Genomic DNA, 17,764 nt, shown 5'->3' with positions numbered 1-17,764 from the left:
CGCGTCAGACCACTGGTAGGAAACTTTCCTATCCGCTACGCTCCCCGACGGCGGCTTGGCGCGGTGCCTGATGTCATGGGCATGACGCGCTCAGCGAGAGCTCTGACCCGGCCGCCGTGACGCTGTCCCCTGCTCGCCCCCGCGGTCCGGGGGCGGCGCTCTCCGCACCGGTGTCCAGCTCTCGCCGTTCCCAGGCCAAGGAGTTCAGGCATGCACCTGTACGCCTCCACCCCACCACCCGCACCGGGCCGCCGACTTCGGCCCGCCCTCCTCGTCGTGACCGCCGTGCTCGCGCTCGTCGCCGGGCTCCTCCTCGCCTGGCCCGGCAGGGCCGGGGCCGCCGCCGACCCGCTCATCTCGCGCGGCAAGCCCGCCACCGCCTCCTCCACGGAGAGCTCCTCCCTCGGCGCCGCCAACGCCTTCGACGGTTCCGCATCGACCCGCTGGGCCAGCGTCGAGGGCAAGGACCCGCAGTGGATCCGCGTCGACCTCGGGGCCGGCGCCACCGTCTCCCGGGTCAAGCTGACCTGGGAGTCCGCCTACGCCAAGGCCTACCGCGTCGAGGTCTCCGCCGACGGCGCGACCTGGACCAGGATCGCCGAGGAGAAGGCCGGCAACGGCGCCACCGACGACCTCACCGGCCTCTCCGGCAAGGGCAGGTACCTGCGCGTGTACGGCACCGCGCGCGGCACGGCGTACGGCTACTCCCTCTTCGAGGCCGAGGTGTACGGCACCGTGGACGACGGCCCGCCCCCCGGCGGCGGCGCCTTCACGGTCGTCGCGGCCGGGGACATCGCCGCCCAGTGCACGGCCTCCGACAGCGGCTGCGCCCACCCGAAGACCGCGGCCCTGGCCCGGCAGATCGACCCGAAGTTCTACCTGACGATGGGCGACAACCAGTACGACGACGCCCGGATCGCCGACTTCCGCGCCTACTACGACAAGAGCTGGGGCACCTTCAAGGCCAAGACCCACCCCGTACCCGGCAACCACGAGACGTACGACCCGGCCGGCTCCCTCGCCGGATACAAGGCGTACTTCGGGAACATCGCCTACCCGCAGGGCAAGAGCTACTACAGCTTCGACGAGGGCAACTGGCACTTCATCGCCCTCGACTCCAACGCCTTCGACCAGGCCGCCCAGATCGACTGGCTCAAGGCCGACCTCGCCGCCAACGGCAAGCAGTGCATAGCCGCCTACTGGCACCACCCGCTGTACTCCTCCGGCGGACACGGCAACGACCCCGTCTCCAAGCCCGTCTGGAAGATCCTTTACGGCGCCAAGGCCGACCTGGTCCTGAACGGACACGACCACCACTACGAGCGGTTCGCCCCGCAGAACCCCGACGGCAAGGCGGCCGCGACGGGATCGTCGAGATCGTCGGCGGCATGGGCGGCGCCGAGCCCTACCCGATCGAGCAGGTGCAGCCCAACAGCCAGAAGCGCATCAGCGGCCAGTACGGGGTCCTGAAACTCGACTTCACGGACTCGGGCTACAGCTGGACCTACGTCGCCGCCGACGGGGTCAAGGACACCAGCCCGAAGTACAGCTGCCACTGATGTACCTGGCCAGCACCGGCCGCCCGGACGCGCCGCCCCGCCCCCTCGGGGCCCGGCGGCGCGTCCCCGCCACCGTGATCGCACTGGGCGCGGTCAGCCTCGTCACCGACGTCTCCTCCGAGATGGTCACGGCTGTCCTGCCGCTCTACCTCGTTCTGGGCCTCGGCCTCTCACCGCTCCAGTTCGGCTTCCTCGACGGGATGTTCAACGGGGCCACCGCCCTCGTGCGGCTCCTCGGCGGCCGCCTCGCCGACCGCGGCGGCCGCCACAAGAGGGTCGCCGGCGCGGGCTACCTGCTCTCCGCCCTCTCCCGGCTCGGGCTGCTCCTCGCCGGCGGCGCCACCGCGGGGATCGCCGGCTCGCTCCTCGCCGACCGGCTCGGCAAGGGCGTGCGCACCGCCCCGCGCGACGCGCTGATCTCGCTCAGCGGCCCGCCGGAGACACTCGGCCGGGCATTCGGCGTGCACCGGGCCATGGACACCACCGGAGCCCTGCTGGGCCCGCTCGCCGCCTTCGCCGTGCTGTGGGCGAGCGCCGACGCCTACGACGCGGTGTTCGCCGTCAGCTTCTGCACGGGCCTGCTCGGCGTACTCCTGCTCGTGCTGTACGTCCCCTCCGCCGGCCCCGCACCACCGGTGCGGCCGACACCCCTTCAGCCCGAACCACTTCGCGACCCCGCCTACCGCCGCATCCTCTGCGCGGCCTCCCTGCTCGGAGCCACCACCATCGGCGACTCCTTCCTCTACCTGCTCCTGCAGCGCGGCCTCGACCTGCCGCCCGCCCTGTTCCCGCTGCTGCCGCTCGGCGCCGCCGCCGGATACCTGCTTCTCGCCGTCCCGGCCGGCCGGATCGCCGACCGCGTCGGGCGCGGGCTGCCGTTCCTGGCCGGGCACGCCGCACTGCTCGGCGCGTACGCCGTCCTGTTGCTCCCCGTGGCCTGGCCGACCGTGGCCGCGGTGCTGGCACTCCTCGCCGTCTTCTACGCCTCCACCGACGGGGTCCTGATGGCGCTGGCCGGGCCCGTACTGCCCGCGCACCGCCGCGCCGGCGGGCTCGCGGTGCTCCAGACCGGCCAGGCGCTGGCCAGGCTGCTGGGCGCCGCGGGCTTCGGGGCCGCCTGGACGTTCTGGGGGCAGGGGCCCGCCCTGTGGACGGCGGCCCTCGCGCTGGCGGGGGCCCTCGCGGCCGCCTGGCGCATCCTGCCCACCCCCACCCCCACCCCCACCCCCACCCCCACCCCCACCCCCGCCCCCACCCCCACACCCCTCTCCGCCCGCGCTCCGGCCCCCGCCCTCGACACCCCGGAGGCACCGTGAACCACCGCCCGCCACAGCTCCGCCGGCTCGCCCTCGTCGTGCTCGCCGTCCTGCTGCTCGGGGGCGGCTCCCTGGGCTACGTACTGCACGCCCGGCACCGCGATCTGCCGACCGCCGCCGTGGCCGGATCGTTCAGCCTGGCCGAACCCGGGCTCTACTACCGGGACTCGGCCACCGGACGGATCGCCCGCCGCAGCGGCACCGGCGGGCCGCCCGACACCGCAGGCCCCGCCTGCGAGCGCTTCTACGCCGCCGGGGAGCACGCCCTGTGCCTGCGCAAGCCGGCCGGCATCCCGGCCCGCACCCAGGCCCTCGTACTGGACCGGCAGCTGCGCGAGGTCAAACGCGTGACCGTCCCCGGCATCCCCAACCGGGCCCGCGTCTCGGCCTCGGGGAACGTACTGTCCTGGACGGCCTTCGCGACCGGCGACTCGTACGCCACGACCGCCTTCTCCACCCGTACCTCCCTCCTCGACCTGCGCACCGGCTACCTGATCAAATCGATGGAGGAGATCCCGCTGACCATCGACGGGACCCGCTACCACGCGCCCGACGTCAACTACTGGGGGGTGACCTTCGCCCGGGACGACAACCGCTTCTACGCCACGGTGTCGACCAAGGGCCGCACCCACCTCGTCGAGGGGAACCTGCACGACTGGTCGGCGAAGGCTCTGCGGGAGAACGTCGAATGCCCGTCCCTCTCACCGGACAACACCCGCATCGCCTTCAAGAAGAAGGTCTCCGACGACCCCGCCGCTCCCTGGCGGCTGTACGTCCTGGACCTGGCGGACCTGCGCGAACACCCGCTCGCGGAGACGCGGAGCGTCGACGACCAGGCCGCCTGGCTGGACGACGCGACCGTCGGCTACGCCCTCCCGGGACGCGAAGGACGCGGCAGCGACATCTGGTCGGTCCCGGCGGACGGCACGGGCGAACCCCGCCTCCTGGTCCCCGGCGGCTTCTCCCCGGCCGCCGTGAACTGAAAGGGTCCCGGAGCCGTGGCGCGGGCGCGGGCCGTGCGGGGCCGCGCCCGACGGCGCGAGCGGAAGCGTTCGGTGGAGGCCGAGGCGTGTGCGAATGCGTCGGGTCGCCCCCCGCGCTCCTTGTCCGGATCCGGGCCGCCCGGGCAGGGTGTGCGGGAACCGCACGTCTTCGAGTACCCGTCTGCAGAATCCTTTCCTTCGCGAGGCGCGGAACGAGCCGGACCGTGCCGCTTCCCACGACACCGGGGGGACCCGTGCCACAGGACATCGACTTCGAACTCCCCGCCGCGGCGGCGATCGGCCCGGGGCTGGACGAGGTCCGGCGGCACAACCTGGAGTGGGTCCGTCGACTCGGCCTGGTGTCGGACGACCATTCCGCCGCCTGGTACGCCTCCTGGGACATGCCGCGCCTGGCCGCCCTCGGATTTCCCCATGCCCGGGGGCCCGCCCTGGACCTGTGCGCGGACGCGATGGGCTTCTTCTTCGTCTTCGACGACCAGTTCGACGGTCCCCTCGGTCTGGACCCGGCCCGGACCGCCCGCGTCTGCCAGCAGCTGATCGACATCGCGCACGGCGCGGCCCCGCCCGCCGGGGGCGACCCGTGCACGGCGGCGTTCGCCGACATCCGGGCCCGCGGCACACGCGGTGCCCACCCCGCCTGGACCGCCCGGACCGCACACGAATGGGAGTACTACTTCGCCGCCCACGCACACGAAGCGATAGGGCGCCTGCGCGGAACCCCCGCCGACATGACGACCTACCTCCAGGTCCGCCGCGGCATCGCGGCCACGGACCTGCCCCTGTCCCTCGGCGAACGCGCCGCCGGCATCACCGTCCCCGCGGCCGCCTTCCACGCACCCCAGCTGCGCATCATGCGCCAGGCGGCCATCGACGTCACCCTGATGTGCAACGACGTGTACTCCCTGGAGAAGGAGGAGGCCCGCGGCGACGTCGACAACCTGGTCCTCGTCCTCGAACACACCCGGCACCTCGACCGCGACGAGGCCGTCACGGCCGCCGGCCACCGCGTGAACCGGCTGGTGCGGCGGTTCCGGGAGTTCGCAGGGCAGGTACCCGCGCTGTGCGCGCAGCTCGGCCTCTGCCGCCGGGAACGGGCCGCCGTGGACACCTACGTCGGGATCATGACCGCGTGGATGGCCGGCTACCACGCCTGGCAGACCGGCACGCTGCGCTACCGCACCGCTTGCGAGGTCGTCCCGGCGTCGGGCCCCGGCCATTTCGACCAGATCCTGCGCGTCCTGCCCCGCAACACGCACGCCCACGGCACGTCCTGACCCGCCGTCGCCCGAGCCGTGGCCGGATCGGCGCTCTGACGCGACCGCGCCGGGCTGTGTTCAGCTACGTCCCGGTACGGCCACGCACCGGCACGCACGCCACCGGTGCGCCTTCGTCGTGCCGCCGCACGGCCCGTGCACGCCCCGATGAGGCAGGAGAGGTCATGCCCCGCATCACACGATGGACCGCGGTCACCGCGGTCACCGCCGTCGCCTTCGCCACCGTAGTGGCCGCGACTCCCGGTGCCGGCGCCGCCGAAGGAAGCTCCGACCGGGCCCAGGCGGCGCCCCGCCCGGTGTACTGGACCGCGCAGCCGCCGGGAGTGACGGCCGCGGCGCCGCAGCGATTGCTGAACCAGCCCGTCCGGATCACCAACGACTTCGCCAAACGTCCCACCACGCAGTGCCTGGACGTGGACGCCAACGGCGGCGGCAACGGCACGGTCGTCCAGGTCTGGCAGTGCAACGGCACCACCCAGCAGCGCTGGTACCTCTGGAACAACGGTGCGCTCGAGAGCTACCGCTTCCCCGGCAAATGCCTGGACGCGGACCTCAACGGGGGCGGCAACAACGGCACCAAGGTGCAGATCTGGGACTGCAACAACACTCCGCAGCAGAGCTGGTCCCACCCCTCGGGGGACCGGGCCGTCTACAACGCCCGCTTCTACGGCGGCGGCAACATCGTCATGGACCGGGACGCGAACGTCCTGGGGAACGGCGCCCGCGTCCAGCTGTGGCAGAAGAACTTCCAGTCACAGCAGTGGTGGGACGTATGGGCCGACTGACCCTGTGGCGCGCGGCCCGGGCCCGGGCGGCCGGGGCTGCCCGGTCAGCCGTCCACGAGGACGGGTGCCCTACGAGGTCTGCGTCGGGGCGAGCTGCGTGAGGACGAGCAGGGCGTCGACGAGGTCCTCGGCGGGCGCGCCGGTGGCCAGGCGGCGCAGTTGCTGCCCGAAGACCAGGGCGACGGCCGCCCCCGCGAGCCGCTCGGGATCCGGAACGCCGAGGCGGGTCAGGATCCGGGCGGCCAGCAGGTCGTAGGCGGCGAAGCATTCGGCCGCGGCGGCGCGCAGCCGTTCGTCGCGGCCGGCCTGGACGTACAGCTCGAAGGGTGCGATGTGGCGGCTGTCGAAGGCGTTGCCGCCCGCGACCTGCGCCACCACCTCGGCCGCCTGACCGATGTCGAACCGCTCGTCGGTGCACGCGTCGGCAAGCCCCGTGAAGTGCCGCGTCTCCTCGGCCACGAAATGCAGGAGGCTCTCGCGCAGCAGCTCGTGCTGGGTGGCGAAGTGGTAGGTGACGGAACCGAGCGAGACTCCGGCCTCCTTGGCGATCCGCCGGTTGGTGACGGCGGCGACGCCGTCCTGCCCGATGATCCGCAGCACGGCGTCGATGATGCTCTGGCGGGTGTCGGAAGCAGGGGGCATGTCGGCATTCTGCCCCATCGGCCGCCCTGAACGACCCGCCAGGGTGGGGAGTCGGGCCTGTCCGAGGTGTGGACAGGAAGTGGAGGGGTCCCTATTGTTCGTTCGAACGAACAACTCAGGGGAACCGTACGGGAGTCAGCGTGGACATATCCGGATCGAACGTTCTCCTCACCGGGGCCACCGGCGGCATCGGTTCCGCCCTGGCGGCGAGTCTGACGGCCCAGGGCGCCCGCCTCACGGTCACCGGGCGCCGGCCGGAGGCACTCAAGGCCACCGCGGAGGCATGCGGCGCCCGCACCGTGGTCGCCGATCTGGCCGTCCGGTCCGACGTCGTCCGGCTCGCCGAGACCTGCGCCGACGCGGACGTCCTCGTCGCGAACGCGGCCCTGCCCGCCAGCGGAGACCTCCTGGACTACACCGGGGAACAGATCGACCGCGCCCTCGACGTCAACCTGCGGGCGCCGCTCCTGCTGTCCCGGCTGCTCGCGGCCCACATGGTGGCCCGCGGCCGCGGTCACATCGTGCTGGTGGGCTCCATCTCCGGCAAGGCGGCGACCAAGTCGACCTCGCTGTACAACGCGACGAAGTTCGGACTGCGCGGATTCGCCCTCGCGCTGCGCCAGGAACTCCGGGACACGGGCGTGGGGGTGTCCCTGGTCCAGCCCGGCTTCGTCCGTGACGCGGGGATGTTCGCCGCCACGGGCGCCGCCCCGCCGAGCGGCATCAGGACCGTGACACCCGCACAGGTCGCCGGCGGCGTCGTACGGGCCGTCCGCCACGACCGGTGCGAGGTCAACGTGGCGCCGCTGGAGCTGAGGCTGCTCAGCGCCATCGCCGGGCAGTTCCCCGGCTTCGCCGAGCGGATCCAGGCCCGGGCGGGCATCGACGGCTCCGTGCGGCAGATCGTCGAGGCCCAGCGGTCACACCGGTAGGCGGTCTCTTCCGGATCCGGCCGCACCGGGCACCGGCACCGGCCGCCCTCGCCTCGACGCGGGGCCGGGCCGATCCGAAAGACACCCCCCAGCGGGGCCGGCGGGGCGCTCTCGCCACGGTCGGCCCGGGGCTTCAAGCGCTCAGGCCGGCCCGCCTGAGCGCCACTCGGGACAGGTCGCGAATGGCCTGTTCGTCACCCCGTCGCCACGCATCGGCGAGACCTCCCGCCGGTACCGGGACCGCGGCCAGATCCTTCAACGGCCCGGTCAGCGCCCGCAGGGCGAGGAGATCGGCGCCGCCGGGAGCGTCGAGCAGCCCGCTGATCCGGACGCTGCGCCTGATCCAGCGCACGCGCGGGGGAAGCCAGAGCGCCAGTACGAGCGCCACGGAGACGACGATCAGGGCGACGGTCGTCAGGTCGGCCACCCGGCCCACCCAGTCCTGCATCGACTGCCCCGCGTCCGAGAGTCCGTTGCCGGCCTCGGCGGCGGACTGCAGCGGCTTCTTCAGCAGCCCCCCGACCAGCGGCACGTTCGACGCCGCGTTCCCCGCGTCGTCGAGGCCGGAGGCAAGGCTGCCGCTCGCGTCCTCCAGCTTGCGCCCCGGTTCGGCGAGAACCATGATCCCGTCGTGGACGGCCAGTGCGATCCTCACCGCGGCCGCGATCAGGAACACGGCGATCAGGTCGGCCAGTACCTGCCGGAAACGACGTGCTGGGGTCTGGGCGTAGAGGCGCATGGGATGCTCCTGTTCCGGCGACGGCAATCGGACGGGACCGGTCGGCCGGCGACCGGGTGAGGCACGACCGCCGTGACGAGGAGCCACGGCCCGTCGACCGACCGTACGCGGATCCCGCCCCGCCGGGCGCCTTTCCGTGCCGACGGCGCCGCGAAGGTCGCCTCCCCTCGGCGACGACCGGCGACACCACTCCCGTGCGCCGGGGGCGCCGTCCGTCAGATTGCACCGGCGCCACCGGCAATCATTCGTCATATGCCGAAACGATGAGGCACTCTGGAGTCATGGACCACGTACCTGCTTCCGGGCCCGCGGATGCGCCGGCCCCCGCCGCGCGGCTCGCTTCCCTCGCCGCCGCCCTGGCCGACGAGACCCGGGCGGCCATCTGCATGACCCTGTTGGAGGGGCGCGCCTGGACGGCGGGCGAACTGGCCCGGATCACCGGGGTGGCCCCCTCCACCGTCAGCGGGCACCTGACCCGGCTCCTCGGCGCGGGGATCTGCGTGACGGAGCGCCAGGGGCGGCACAGCTACGTGCGCATCGCCTCCGCCGCCACGGCCCGCCTGGTGGACGAGCTGGCGTCCTACGCCGTCCCGGGCCGGGACGCGGCGCACGCCGTTCCGGTGGTCGCCGCGCCCGACCCGCTGGCGCGGGCCCGTACCTGCTACGACCACTTCGCGGGGCGGCTCGGCATGGCGGTGACGGACGCGATGGAGAGCCGGGGCCTGCTGCGCACGGAGGCCGTCTTCGCGCTGACCGAGGGCGGACTCGAATGGTGCCGCCGGGCGGGTGTCGACGTGACGGGCGCGGGGCGCAGGCCGCTGGCGAGTTCCTGCCTGGACTGGACCGAGCGCAGACGCCACTTGGGCGGCCTGGTCGGGGCGAGGCTGTGCGCGCGGGCCCTGGGCGAGGCCTGGGTAGTGCGCCCCGAGGGCGGCGGACGGGGCCTGCTGGTGACGGGGGCGGGGGAGGAGGCCTTCGGTGAACTGCTGGGCCTCGCCCCACGGTCGTGGAGTTAGCGGGCGCTGCGACACTCGGACAGCCTCCAGGAAGTTGCAGCGACAATAGTTCGGCGAAGACCGAAGAGTTAAGGGTAGAGTCGTAGCCATGAAGACCTCCCCGCGTGCCCTTCCGCCCGGCCTCCTCATCGTCGGCGCCGTCTGCTTCACGGTGTTCGCCTGGGCGTCCGCCTTCGTCTCCATCCGCAGCGCCGGAGCCGCCTACTCGCCGGGGGCGCTGGCGCTCGGCAGACTGCTCGCCGCCTCGCTGGTCCTCGTGGCACTCCTCCTGCTGCGCCGCGAGGGCCTGCCCCCGCGCGGCGCCCGCCGCGGCATCCTGCTGTCCGGATTCGTGTGGTTCGGCGGCTATACGGTCGCGTTGAACTGGGGCGAACGCCTCGTCGACGCGGGCACCGCTTCCCTGCTGGTGAACACCGGGCCGATCCTGATGGCGCTCCTCGCCGCACGCCTGCTCGGCGAGGCCCTGCCGCCGCGGCTGCTGACGGGCATGGCGGTCTCCTTCGCCGGCGCCGTGGTCGTCGGCCTGTCGATGTCCTCCGGCGGCGACGGCTCGACCTCGGTGCTCGGGGTGGCGCTGTGCCTGCTCGCGGCGGTGGCGTACGCGACGGGCGTCGTCGCGCAGAAGCCCGCGCTCTCCTTCGGGACGCCGCTGCAGATCACCGCGTACAGCTGCCTCGCCGGGACCGTGGCGTGCCTGCCGTTCGCCGGGCAGCTGGTGGCCGAGGTGTCGCGGGCCCCGCTCTCCGCGACCCTGAACATGGTCTACCTGGGCGTGGTCCCGACCGCCCTCGCCTTCACCACCTGGACCTACGCCCTCGCGCGGATGCCGGCCGGGAAGCTCGGCGCGACGACCTACGCCGTGCCGGCCATCGTCGTCCTGCTGAGCTGGATCCTCCTGGGCGAGGTCCCGGCCTGGCTGACCCTGCTGGGCGGCCTGCTGTGCCTGGCCGGGGTGGCCGTCTCCCGCTACCGCCCGCGCGCCCAGGAGGACTCCGGAGCGCGGGTGGACGCGCCCGCACCGGGAGCCGCCGGCACGCGCGGGCGGTAGGCGCGGCTTCAGGCCCGCGGCTTCGCCCCCTGCGCCACCGTGTGCGGCACCCAGACGGCGGCGTGGAAAGGACCGTTGGAGGTGTTCGGGTCGGCGGCCGGGAGCGCTGCGCTGCCTGCGACGATGCCGCGGCTGTTGACCTGCGCCGCGGCGGAGTTGAGGCCGCCGAGGGAGGGCAGGTAGGTGAAGTCGCCGTTGTCGAAGCGGCTGACGAACGCGAAGGAGTTGGGCGCGAAATTGTCACCGACCATGACGTTCCCGGAGATCTGCCTGACCTCGGTGACTCCGCGCCCGGAGCCGATCACGGCACTCTTGTGCGTCGTGAGGTCGAACGAGCTGGCGAGCAAGCCGTCGCCGCCGACCACGGCGCTCCCGCTGATCAGCTGCCCGGTCAGGAAGCGGGACCCCAGGTCCGTGCGGACGCCGGTACGCAGGTCGTAGGCGTATCCGGCGAGGCCGTTCCCGGCGGTCCGGGACCGACCGACCACCGTGGAACCACTGATGTCGTTGGCCGTGCTGGAGTTCCCGCCGAGAGTGCCGAGATCGGTCATCGTGCGGGTGCGCAGGTCGTACGCGAACCCGTGCGTGGTGGCGGCGGGCGCGTCCGGCAGGGAGGAGCTGCCCACGACCACCGCACCGCTGACGGCCGCTGCGGTGCTGACGCCCGACGGACCGGCGAGGCTGCCGAGATCGGTCATGATCCGGGTGCTCAGGCTGTACGCGAACGCGTGCGTGACCGCGTCGCCGGACAGCGACGACGTCCCCACCACGGTGTCGCCGTTCAGGCCGGTGATGCGGGTGCTGCTACCGCCGAGAGTGCCGATGTCGACGAGCCGGCGGGTCCGGAGGCTGTAGGTGAATCCGCGGGTCGGGCCGTCGGCGGAGAGGTCCGACTGCCCGACGACGTGGTCCCCCTCGACGTCGGTCGCCCGGCTGGAGTACCCCAGGGTGCCGAGATCGGTCATGGAGTGCCTGCGCATGTCGTACGCGAAGGCGTGTTCGGTGGCGTCGCCGGTCGTCGACGAGCCCCCGACGACCGTGTTGCCCTCGATGGCGGTCGCCTTGCTGCGGGTACCGCCCAGCGTGCCGAGGTCCTGCACGGTGTACTGCACGGTCCCCGCCGCCGGCTCGGCCGACGGCGTGTCAGCCCCGTACGCCGGACCGGCGCCCGCGGCGAGCAGGCCCGCGCCCACCAGGATCCAGGCACGTAATCGTCTGCGCATGATGCCCCTCAAAGTGATCGGTTGAAACGAGCACGGCTCGACAGGCCGTCACGCCCCCCTGGCGCACGGTCCGACCGTGTGGTGCGGCCTTCACTTGTACGTCAGTTCCGAGCGGCCAAACAGAGGGCGGTCGGCCACAAACCGGACCGGCCGTCACGAGCCCGCGGCCGCCTGCCGTCTGCGCGGCCAGGCCGGCCGGCGGCGCGAGATGCGGCGTCTGCGTTCGGACGGAGCCTGCGGGACCAAGGCGAACGACACCGTGATGTGAGCTCCTCCCAGGGGGCTGCGGCCGATGTGCACCGAGCCGCCCGTCGCGCTCGCGGCCCGCCCCGCGATGTCGAGACCCAGCCCGGTGGAACCGGTGCTGCTACCGCGGGAGAGCGCCAGGCCCGGTTCGGGGATGCCCGGCCCGCCGTCCTCCACGACCAGCTCCACGGCCTGAGCCGTTCGCACCACCCGGACGCCGAACGGGGTCCCGGGCGCGGTGTGGCGGAAGATGTTGCCGATGAGCGCGTCCACCACGGCGGCGACGTCGTCGTCGGAGAGGCCGACGGCCGTGGGCTCCTGGGTCAGTTCGACGCAGCAGGGTCGGTTCTGCTGCTCCGCCAGGACCGACCAGAAGGCGGTGCGGCGGCGCACCACGCCGGCGGCCTCGCAGCGGGGGCCGGACGACCCCGCCCCGGCGGCGTCGTGGCTCGCGGGCGTCTCCGTACCGAGCATGCCCTGGCCCATGGGGCCCACGGCGAGCGGGGTGCGCGCCGCGGCGATGATGGCCCGCAGTTCCGCCTCCAGTTCGCCGACGGCCGCTTCGACCCTGGCCGACTCGGGTGTGCCCGCCATGCGCTCCGACGCGAGGTGCAGTGCGGTGAGCGGCGTACGCAGCCGGTGGGACAGATCGGCGACGAGTTCGCGCTCGACGGCGAGCAGCTCGGTCATCCGGTGCGCCATCGCGTTGAAGGCGACACCCGCGTCCCGCAGCTCCTTGGGGCCCACGGGGTCCACGCGGGTGTCCAGGTCGCCCTGGCCGAGGGCGCGCGAGGCCTGGGCGAGCTTCCTCGAGGACCTGACGACCTTCGAGCCGAGACGGTCGGCGACCAGGACGGAACCGCCGATCAGCGCCACCGCGAGGAAGGACATGACCGCCCACGATTCCTTGACCCCGTGGGTCAGTTCCTCCTCGGGCACGAAGTTCTCGATCACGGCGACCCGGTCGCCGGGGAGCACCACCGGCTGCAGGCATATCCAGCCGTCCGGGATCTCCTGGGAGATGGACTCCCGCCCCTGCTGAGCCCGTTCGAGCAGCGCGGCGGGAGCCTTGGAGCTGCCGAGAGCGGGAGCGTCCGCCGGCAGGTGGATCACCAGCTGCTGGGCCGGGTCCAGACTCGCGGCGGACTCCCGCAGCGCGGAGGGATCCGTGGTCAGGGTGAGGATGGGGGCCAGGGCGGCGGCGCGCTGCTCGGCGGCGGTGACGGCCTGGGCCTTGACCAGCGACATCACCAGTGCGGCCAGGGGTATGAGGAAGGAGAGGGCGACCATGGAGGTCACGGCGAGCGCCACTCCGGCCAGTGAACGCCTCAACGCGGTGCCACCAGTTTGATGCCGACTCCGCGGACGGTCAGCAGGTAGCGCGGGGCCGCCGCCCGTTCGCCGAGCTTGCGGCGCAGGGACGACAGGTGGACGTCCACGGTCTGGTCGTCTACGTACGGCTCGCGCCATACCTCGGTCAGCAGACGCCGTTTGGAGACCACCTGGCCGGGGTGGCGGGCGAGGAACGCGAGCAGGTCGAACTCCCGCCGGGTGAGGCGCAGCTCCACGCCGGCCAGGTACGCGGTGCGCGCGCCCGGGTCCACGGCGAGTTCGCCCACGGTGGTGGGGTGCAGCGCGTCGGCCGCCGGAGCGGTGTGCGCGGCCGGTGCTCCCCGCGTTCCCGGAGCGGGTCCGGCGGCGGGTACGTGCGTGGTGCGCCGCAGAACGGCCGAGAGGCGCGCCACGAGTTGCCCGCCGGAGAACGGTTTGACCAGGTAGTCGTCGGCGCCCGCGTTGAGGAGGCTGATGATTTCCCGCTCGTCGTCGCGGGCGGTGGCCACCAGGACGGGTACGGAGGAGATGCCCCGGATCATGCGCAGTGCGTCTCCTCCGTCCAGATCGGGCAGGCCCAGGTCGAGGACCACCGCGTCGAGGGGTGTCTGGGTGACCTCCCGCAGGGCTCCGAACCCGTCGGCCGAGCTGCGCACGGCATACCCGTGTTCCGTCAGGACCTCGATCAGTGACTGGCGGATGCTGGGGTCGTCTTCCACGACCAGGACGCTGGGCATGGGGGACACCTTAGGGTCGGCCGGGTGAGTTGAGGCCGGGGGGTGTCCACAAAGCAGCGCCGGCCGCCCGCGGGGCAGGTGGGACTTTGCGGACACCTCCCCCTGGTCATCGGGGGTCGAACGTCGCGCGGTCGCCGGTGACGTGCAGGTGCACCGGGTGGTCGGAGACGGGAATGGTGCAGCCGTCCCGAGTGCTGCAGCTCGCGTAACCGATCAGCACGGTCGCGTCTCCGTCAGCGTCGGCGCGGACGGGCAGCGTGGTGGTGACCGGGCCGTCCGGGTAGACGGGCACCGGGGCTTCGACACCGGACACGGTGATCGACCGTACCTCCGCGGAGGCCGCCAGTCTGCCGGCCGCCTTGATCGCCCCGGTGACGGCCACGGCCGTCGGTCTGCCCACGCCCTCGACACCGTCGGCCGGCAGATCGGTGCTGTAGAGGTGGAAACCCTTGCGCTCGGGCGTGAAGACCGCGGAGAGGGTGCCCGCCGAGGCGTGCCAGTCGGACACCGAGAGGGTGACCGTGACCCCCTGCTCGGTGAAACCCGTCGTGGGTGCGGGGCGGTGGGCGCCCTCGGCCTGCTGACCGCCGCACGCGGCGAGGGCGGCGGAGGAGAGAAGGGCGACCGAGACCCGGGCTGTCCGGGAACGCCGTATGTGCTGCGAAAGGTTCATGTGGGTCTCCGGATCTCCGTATGTCCGCATGCTTGTGTCTCTGTGTCTCTGTGTCTCTGTGGCCCGGATCGGGCGGGATCGGGCCGGATCGGTTCTAGAGGGCGGTGGTGGAGTCCGCGCTCCACAGCTGGAGCGTGTACACCAGGTCGTTCCACACCCCGGTGGCCAGCAGTACGCCGACGAGGACGAGCAGCCCTCCGCCGGTCCGCAGCACCCACGGGTAGTGGCGTTTGACGAGGCCGAAGGCGCCCAGGGCGCGGCGGAAGGCCAGCGCGGCCAGGACGAACGGCAGACCCAGCCCCAGGCAGTAGGCGGCCATCAGCAGGGCTCCGCGGGCCGCGCTCGCCTCGGTCCAGGCCAGCGCCTGGACGGCGGCCAGGGTGGGGCCGATGCAGGGGGTCCAGCCCACCGCGAACACCGCTCCCAGCACGGGTGCTCCGGCGAGCCCCAGCGCGGGCCGCCGGTGGCTGCGGAACTCCCGCTGCGCGAAGCCCGGAAGGAACCCCATGAACGACAGCCCCATCAGCAGGGTGAATCCGCCGACCGCTTGGGTGATCACCTCTTGGTGGGCCAGCAGGGCGCGGCCGAAGTGGCCGAACAGGGCGCCTCCGGAGACCAGGACCGCCGTGAAGCCCAGGACGAACAGCAGGGCTCCCGCCGCCATGCGGCTGCGGCGCCCGCCGCGTGCGTCCGCGAGGTCGGAGACCGACAGGCTGGTCACGTAGCTGAGGTAGCCCGGGACGAGCGGCAGGACGCAGGGCGAGAGGAAGGAGACGAGCCCCGCGACGAGCGCCACCGGGGCTGCGATCAGGAGTGTTCCGTTGACGAGGGAGGTCGCGTCCGGGGCGGCGAGCGTCATGACTCCTCCTCCGCGACGTGCGCGAGCACGGGCCGCAGCTGCTCCTCGGTGACAGCGCCCCCGATGCTGGCGGCGATGCGTCCGCGGCGGTCGATCACGAGGGTCGCGGGGACCGCCTGCGGGTTGAGCAGCGCGGGCGGGAAGCGGAGCAGCAGGTCACCGGTGGGGTCGGGCAGGCTGGGGAAGCTCAGGGAGTGTGCGCGTACGAAGGAACGGGCGGCGGCCGGGTCCCGGTCGCGCGTGTTGATTCCGAGGAACCGGACTCCCTCGGACCGGGTCCGGCGGCTGAGCTGCTCCAGGTCGTCGGCTTCCGCCCGGCAGGGTCCGCACCAGGAACCCCAGACGTTGAGGACGACGACGTGGCCCCGGAGCCCGGCGAGGCTGACGGCATTGCCGTCCAGGTCGTCGCCGTCCAGTGCGGGCGCGTCCGGTCGCGATCCGGGATCCATGACCGTGGCCCGGGCCGCGGTCGCCACGGCCGCACCCGCCCGTCCGTCCGGTGTCCCGGGTCCGCCGTCGTCCGTGGCGAGGCCGGCGAGGACAAGGCCGGCCGCCACCGCGAGTCCGGCCCCGGCCGGGGCGAGGACGTACCTGCGGACCGGTCGTCTCATGACGCCCACTGACGCAGGAAGGAGTTGATGCCCTCCGCGGTCAGGGGCGGGTTGCCGGTGACGTGCGTGTCGGTGCGCACGGTGCCCGACGGGGAGACGACGACCAGCACGGGCATCGTGTAGGTGCCGCCGGACGGGCTGTACTTGCGCAGGAGCGCGGAGTTGGCAGAGCTGTTGCCGCCGATGTCGATCTTGACGAGCTGGTACGAGTTCCCCAGGATCGCGGATGTCTGGGGCTGGGCGAACACCTTGTCGGCGGCCTTGCAGTTGCCGCACCAGTTCGCGCCGAAGTCGAGCAGTACCGTCCGCCCCTCGGCCTTGGCCGTGCGCAGGGCGGCGTCGACGAGTTTCTGCGCGTCGGCCGAACTGTCGTAGCCGGGCCCGGGTACGGCGGCCGGCTTGGCCGCGGAGGACGTACGGGACGGCTTGGCCGCCGTCCCGGTGGCGGCGGACCCGGCCCGGGCGGGCGAGGAGCCGGGCCGGGGGGTGGCGGACGCGGATGCGGAGGCGGAGGCCGATGCGGTCGGGGACGCTTCGGGCAACGCGGTGGCGGACTCGGTGGCCGGGGGCTCGGCGGACGGAGAGGCCGAGGACGGCGCGGCGGATCCGACGGGCTGGGTGGACGGCCCGCAGGCGGCGGTCAGCCCCGCCGCGACCACGGCCGCGGCGACCAGCGGAAGCCGCATTCCCCGGGGTGCGGCGGGGCGGGGCGGCTGCGTACGGCGGTCGGCGCGGACGGGTCGGAGCATGCGAGAACTCATGGCGAAGACACCCCAGGACACGAATCGGAATGCGGGAGGGGCAGGGCGCCCCCCGGCTCGGCGAAACCGGCGGCCCGACCAGGGCGTGGTCACGCCCCGGCGTCGGAAGCCGCTCGGCTGAGGCGAGCATAGGACCGCTCCGGGCCGCCGGAACCGGCTCGGCCCGATCTTGAGGATGCCCTAAGGAACAGCTCACCTTCCGCTTCGCCGGAGCGCGCCCCGGAGGCGGGGACAAGGGGGTCAATCCCGCCGAAGGGGGCGGAGCCGGGCGCTGTCGTCATCGTCGACCCGGCCGGAACGTACGGCGGGATCGGGTCTCAGAGCGACGACTCGCGGACGGTGGCCTTCGCCGACGGGTCGATCGTCGCCGTCACGACCGATCGGTGGTCGGCGCTGGTGAACGTGACCGTGAGGGTGTCGTCCTCGGACTGCGACGTGGTGGTCTTGAAGCCGCGGTCCGGGACGGCGGAGATCAGGCACACGCCGCGGCTCCCGTACCGCACGGTGACCTTGCCGCCCTGCGAGGGGACGGTGTACAGGCCCGCTCCGCCCTCGGCGCAGTCCACGGAGCTTTTCGAGGGGTTGGTCCGGGGGGCCTTGGCGGGGGTGGGGGACGCGGCCGAGGGGGACGGCTTCTGCGTCGCCGAGGGCGAGGGGCTCGCGGACGCGCTCGGGGACGGCGTGCTCGGCGCCGGGGTGCCCGCCTGCCATGCGGGCGGCGTCTCGATGACCGTCGGGGCGGAGCGCGCGACCGGGGGCGTATGCCGGGTGGAGCCGACCACGAACTGGACCGTGGCGAGCACGGCGGTCACGCTTGCGGCCGTGCACGACAGCCATATGAGCAGGTAACGCGGGAGTCGGGGCACGGCCCCATAGTGGCGGACGCGCCGGCGGGCCCGTCACCGCCTCCCCTCTTCCGCAGGAACCGGGGCTCGCGGGGCCCGCACGGGCGGCGGGGCCGGCGAACGCCGACGTCCTCCGCGCCCGTGGAGGGGCGCGGAGGACGT

General features: G+C 73.2%; 19 protein-coding genes. 9 read left to right on the top strand and 10 right to left on the bottom strand.

All coding sequences use genetic code 11. From position 1 onward, the window contains the following. Window positions 1–210: 210 nt before the first annotated feature. From ACFXGI_RS16900 to ACFXGI_RS16875, 6 genes are all read left to right on the top strand, one after another. On the top strand, window positions 211–1,470 hold the full coding sequence (locus ACFXGI_RS16900) for a discoidin domain-containing protein (protein WP_384706699.1): 1,260 nt from the start codon (window positions 211–213) through the stop codon (window positions 1,468–1,470). Next, window positions 1,422–1,559, top strand: coding sequence for a hypothetical protein (locus ACFXGI_RS16895; protein WP_384706697.1), 138 nt, complete (start codon window positions 1,422–1,424; stop codon window positions 1,557–1,559). Before ACFXGI_RS16900 ends, ACFXGI_RS16895 begins: the two co-directional genes overlap by 49 nt. Continuing rightward, on the top strand, window positions 1,559–2,875 hold the full coding sequence (locus tag ACFXGI_RS16890) for an MFS transporter (protein ID WP_384706695.1): 1,317 nt from the start codon (window positions 1,559–1,561) through the stop codon (window positions 2,873–2,875). Before ACFXGI_RS16895 ends, ACFXGI_RS16890 begins: the two co-directional genes overlap by 1 nt. Continuing rightward, window positions 2,872–3,858, top strand: a complete 987-nt coding sequence (locus ACFXGI_RS16885; protein ID WP_384706693.1) for a TolB family protein — start codon at window positions 2,872–2,874, stop codon at window positions 3,856–3,858. The genes ACFXGI_RS16890 and ACFXGI_RS16885 overlap by 4 nt, the downstream gene beginning before the upstream one ends. 254 nt (window positions 3,859–4,112) lie before the next feature. Beyond that, window positions 4,113–5,153: a terpene cyclase gene (locus ACFXGI_RS16880; protein WP_384706691.1), complete on the top strand. Its 1,041-nt coding sequence runs from the start codon at window positions 4,113–4,115 to the stop codon at window positions 5,151–5,153. A gap of 164 nt (window positions 5,154–5,317) precedes the next feature. Beyond that, window positions 5,318–5,938 carry an RICIN domain-containing protein gene (locus ACFXGI_RS16875; RefSeq protein ID WP_384706689.1) on the top strand — a complete coding sequence of 207 codons (621 nt, stop codon included), beginning with the start codon at window positions 5,318–5,320 and terminating at the stop codon, window positions 5,936–5,938. A 69-nt stretch (window positions 5,939–6,007) separates the two neighbouring features. Here the strand turns inward: ACFXGI_RS16875 and ACFXGI_RS16870 are convergent, their stop codons facing one another. Beyond that, on the bottom strand, window positions 6,008–6,580 hold the full coding sequence (locus ACFXGI_RS16870) for a TetR/AcrR family transcriptional regulator (RefSeq protein WP_384706687.1): 573 nt from the start codon (window positions 6,578–6,580) through the stop codon (window positions 6,008–6,010). 140 nt (window positions 6,581–6,720) lie between these two features. On the opposite strand from ACFXGI_RS16870, the gene ACFXGI_RS16865 reads away from it, so the two are divergent. Beyond that, complete coding sequence (locus ACFXGI_RS16865; RefSeq protein WP_384706685.1) at window positions 6,721–7,512, top strand: SDR family NAD(P)-dependent oxidoreductase; 792 nt, start codon at window positions 6,721–6,723, stop codon at window positions 7,510–7,512. A 133-nt stretch (window positions 7,513–7,645) separates the two neighbouring features. Here the strand turns inward: ACFXGI_RS16865 and ACFXGI_RS16860 are convergent, their stop codons facing one another. Further along, window positions 7,646–8,251 carry a hypothetical protein gene (locus tag ACFXGI_RS16860; RefSeq protein ID WP_384706683.1) on the bottom strand — a complete coding sequence of 202 codons (606 nt, stop codon included), beginning with the start codon at window positions 8,249–8,251 and terminating at the stop codon, window positions 7,646–7,648. A gap of 281 nt (window positions 8,252–8,532) precedes the next feature. Here ACFXGI_RS16860 and ACFXGI_RS16855 point away from each other — a divergent pair, with 281 nt between their 5' ends. After that, a complete protein-coding gene (locus ACFXGI_RS16855) occupies window positions 8,533–9,267 on the top strand; it encodes an ArsR/SmtB family transcription factor (RefSeq protein WP_384706681.1) in 735 nt (244 codons plus the stop codon). An 88-nt stretch (window positions 9,268–9,355) separates the two neighbouring features. Continuing rightward, complete coding sequence (locus ACFXGI_RS16850; protein ID WP_384706679.1) at window positions 9,356–10,315, top strand: DMT family transporter; 960 nt, start codon at window positions 9,356–9,358, stop codon at window positions 10,313–10,315. 8 nt (window positions 10,316–10,323) lie between these two features. Here ACFXGI_RS16850 and ACFXGI_RS16845 read toward each other — a convergent pair whose 3' ends face one another. From ACFXGI_RS16845 to ACFXGI_RS16810, 8 genes are all read right to left on the bottom strand, one after another. Beyond that, window positions 10,324–11,538, bottom strand: coding sequence for a hypothetical protein (locus ACFXGI_RS16845; RefSeq protein WP_384706677.1), 1,215 nt, complete (start codon window positions 11,536–11,538; stop codon window positions 10,324–10,326). Between the two features lie 153 nt (window positions 11,539–11,691). Beyond that, a complete protein-coding gene (locus ACFXGI_RS16840; protein WP_384706675.1) occupies window positions 11,692–13,116 on the bottom strand; it encodes an ATP-binding protein in 1,425 nt (474 codons plus the stop codon). Then, window positions 13,113–13,853 carry a response regulator transcription factor gene (locus ACFXGI_RS16835; protein ID WP_384706673.1) on the bottom strand — a complete coding sequence of 247 codons (741 nt, stop codon included), beginning with the start codon at window positions 13,851–13,853 and terminating at the stop codon, window positions 13,113–13,115. The genes ACFXGI_RS16840 and ACFXGI_RS16835 overlap by 4 nt, the downstream gene beginning before the upstream one ends. A gap of 106 nt (window positions 13,854–13,959) precedes the next feature. Then, the gene (locus ACFXGI_RS16830; RefSeq protein ID WP_384706671.1) at window positions 13,960–14,526 is read right to left on the bottom strand and encodes a hypothetical protein; all 567 of its coding nucleotides are present in this window, start codon (window positions 14,524–14,526) and stop codon (window positions 13,960–13,962) included. A 94-nt stretch (window positions 14,527–14,620) separates the two neighbouring features. Beyond that, window positions 14,621–15,385 (bottom strand): cytochrome c biogenesis CcdA family protein, encoded by a 765-nt coding sequence (locus tag ACFXGI_RS16825; RefSeq protein ID WP_384706669.1) that lies wholly within the window; start codon window positions 15,383–15,385, stop codon window positions 14,621–14,623. Then, entirely contained in the window at window positions 15,382–15,996 is a 615-nt protein-coding gene (locus ACFXGI_RS16820) for a TlpA family protein disulfide reductase (protein ID WP_384706667.1), read from the bottom strand. Before ACFXGI_RS16820 ends, ACFXGI_RS16825 begins: the two co-directional genes overlap by 4 nt. Continuing rightward, window positions 15,993–16,745, bottom strand: a complete 753-nt coding sequence (locus tag ACFXGI_RS16815; protein WP_384706665.1) for a thioredoxin family protein — start codon at window positions 16,743–16,745, stop codon at window positions 15,993–15,995. The genes ACFXGI_RS16820 and ACFXGI_RS16815 overlap by 4 nt, the downstream gene beginning before the upstream one ends. A gap of 329 nt (window positions 16,746–17,074) precedes the next feature. Further along, the gene (locus tag ACFXGI_RS16810) at window positions 17,075–17,623 is read right to left on the bottom strand and encodes a hypothetical protein (RefSeq protein ID WP_384706663.1); all 549 of its coding nucleotides are present in this window, start codon (window positions 17,621–17,623) and stop codon (window positions 17,075–17,077) included. Window positions 17,624–17,764 lie beyond the last annotated feature (141 nt).

This window comes from Streptomyces sp. NPDC059355 (assembly GCF_042752335.1).
GTDB lineage: Bacteria > Actinomycetota > Actinomycetes > Streptomycetales > Streptomycetaceae > Streptomyces.
This window is presented reverse-complemented; position numbering and strand designations above follow the sequence as displayed.

Coding starts and splice junctions, on each gene's coding strand:
- ACFXGI_RS16900 (WP_384706699.1), top strand. CDS start 211: ATGCACCTGTACGCCTCCACCCCACCACCCGCACCGGGCCGCCGACTT.
- ACFXGI_RS16890 (WP_384706695.1), top strand. CDS start 1,559: ATGTACCTGGCCAGCACCGGCCGCCCGGACGCGCCGCCCCGCCCCCTC.
- ACFXGI_RS16875 (WP_384706689.1), top strand. CDS start 5,318: ATGCCCCGCATCACACGATGGACCGCGGTCACCGCGGTCACCGCCGTC.
- ACFXGI_RS16870 (WP_384706687.1), bottom strand. CDS start 6,580: ATGCCCCCTGCTTCCGACACCCGCCAGAGCATCATCGACGCCGTGCTG.
- ACFXGI_RS16860 (WP_384706683.1), bottom strand. CDS start 8,251: ATGCGCCTCTACGCCCAGACCCCAGCACGTCGTTTCCGGCAGGTACTG.
- ACFXGI_RS16855 (WP_384706681.1), top strand. CDS start 8,533: ATGGACCACGTACCTGCTTCCGGGCCCGCGGATGCGCCGGCCCCCGCC.
- ACFXGI_RS16850 (WP_384706679.1), top strand. CDS start 9,356: ATGAAGACCTCCCCGCGTGCCCTTCCGCCCGGCCTCCTCATCGTCGGC.
- ACFXGI_RS16845 (WP_384706677.1), bottom strand. CDS start 11,538: ATGCGCAGACGATTACGTGCCTGGATCCTGGTGGGCGCGGGCCTGCTC.
- ACFXGI_RS16835 (WP_384706673.1), bottom strand. CDS start 13,853: ATGCCCAGCGTCCTGGTCGTGGAAGACGACCCCAGCATCCGCCAGTCA.
- ACFXGI_RS16830 (WP_384706671.1), bottom strand. CDS start 14,526: ATGAACCTTTCGCAGCACATACGGCGTTCCCGGACAGCCCGGGTCTCG.
- ACFXGI_RS16825 (WP_384706669.1), bottom strand. CDS start 15,385: ATGACGCTCGCCGCCCCGGACGCGACCTCCCTCGTCAACGGAACACTC.
- ACFXGI_RS16820 (WP_384706667.1), bottom strand. CDS start 15,996: ATGAGACGACCGGTCCGCAGGTACGTCCTCGCCCCGGCCGGGGCCGGA.
- ACFXGI_RS16815 (WP_384706665.1), bottom strand. CDS start 16,745: ATGCTCCGACCCGTCCGCGCCGACCGCCGTACGCAGCCGCCCCGCCCC.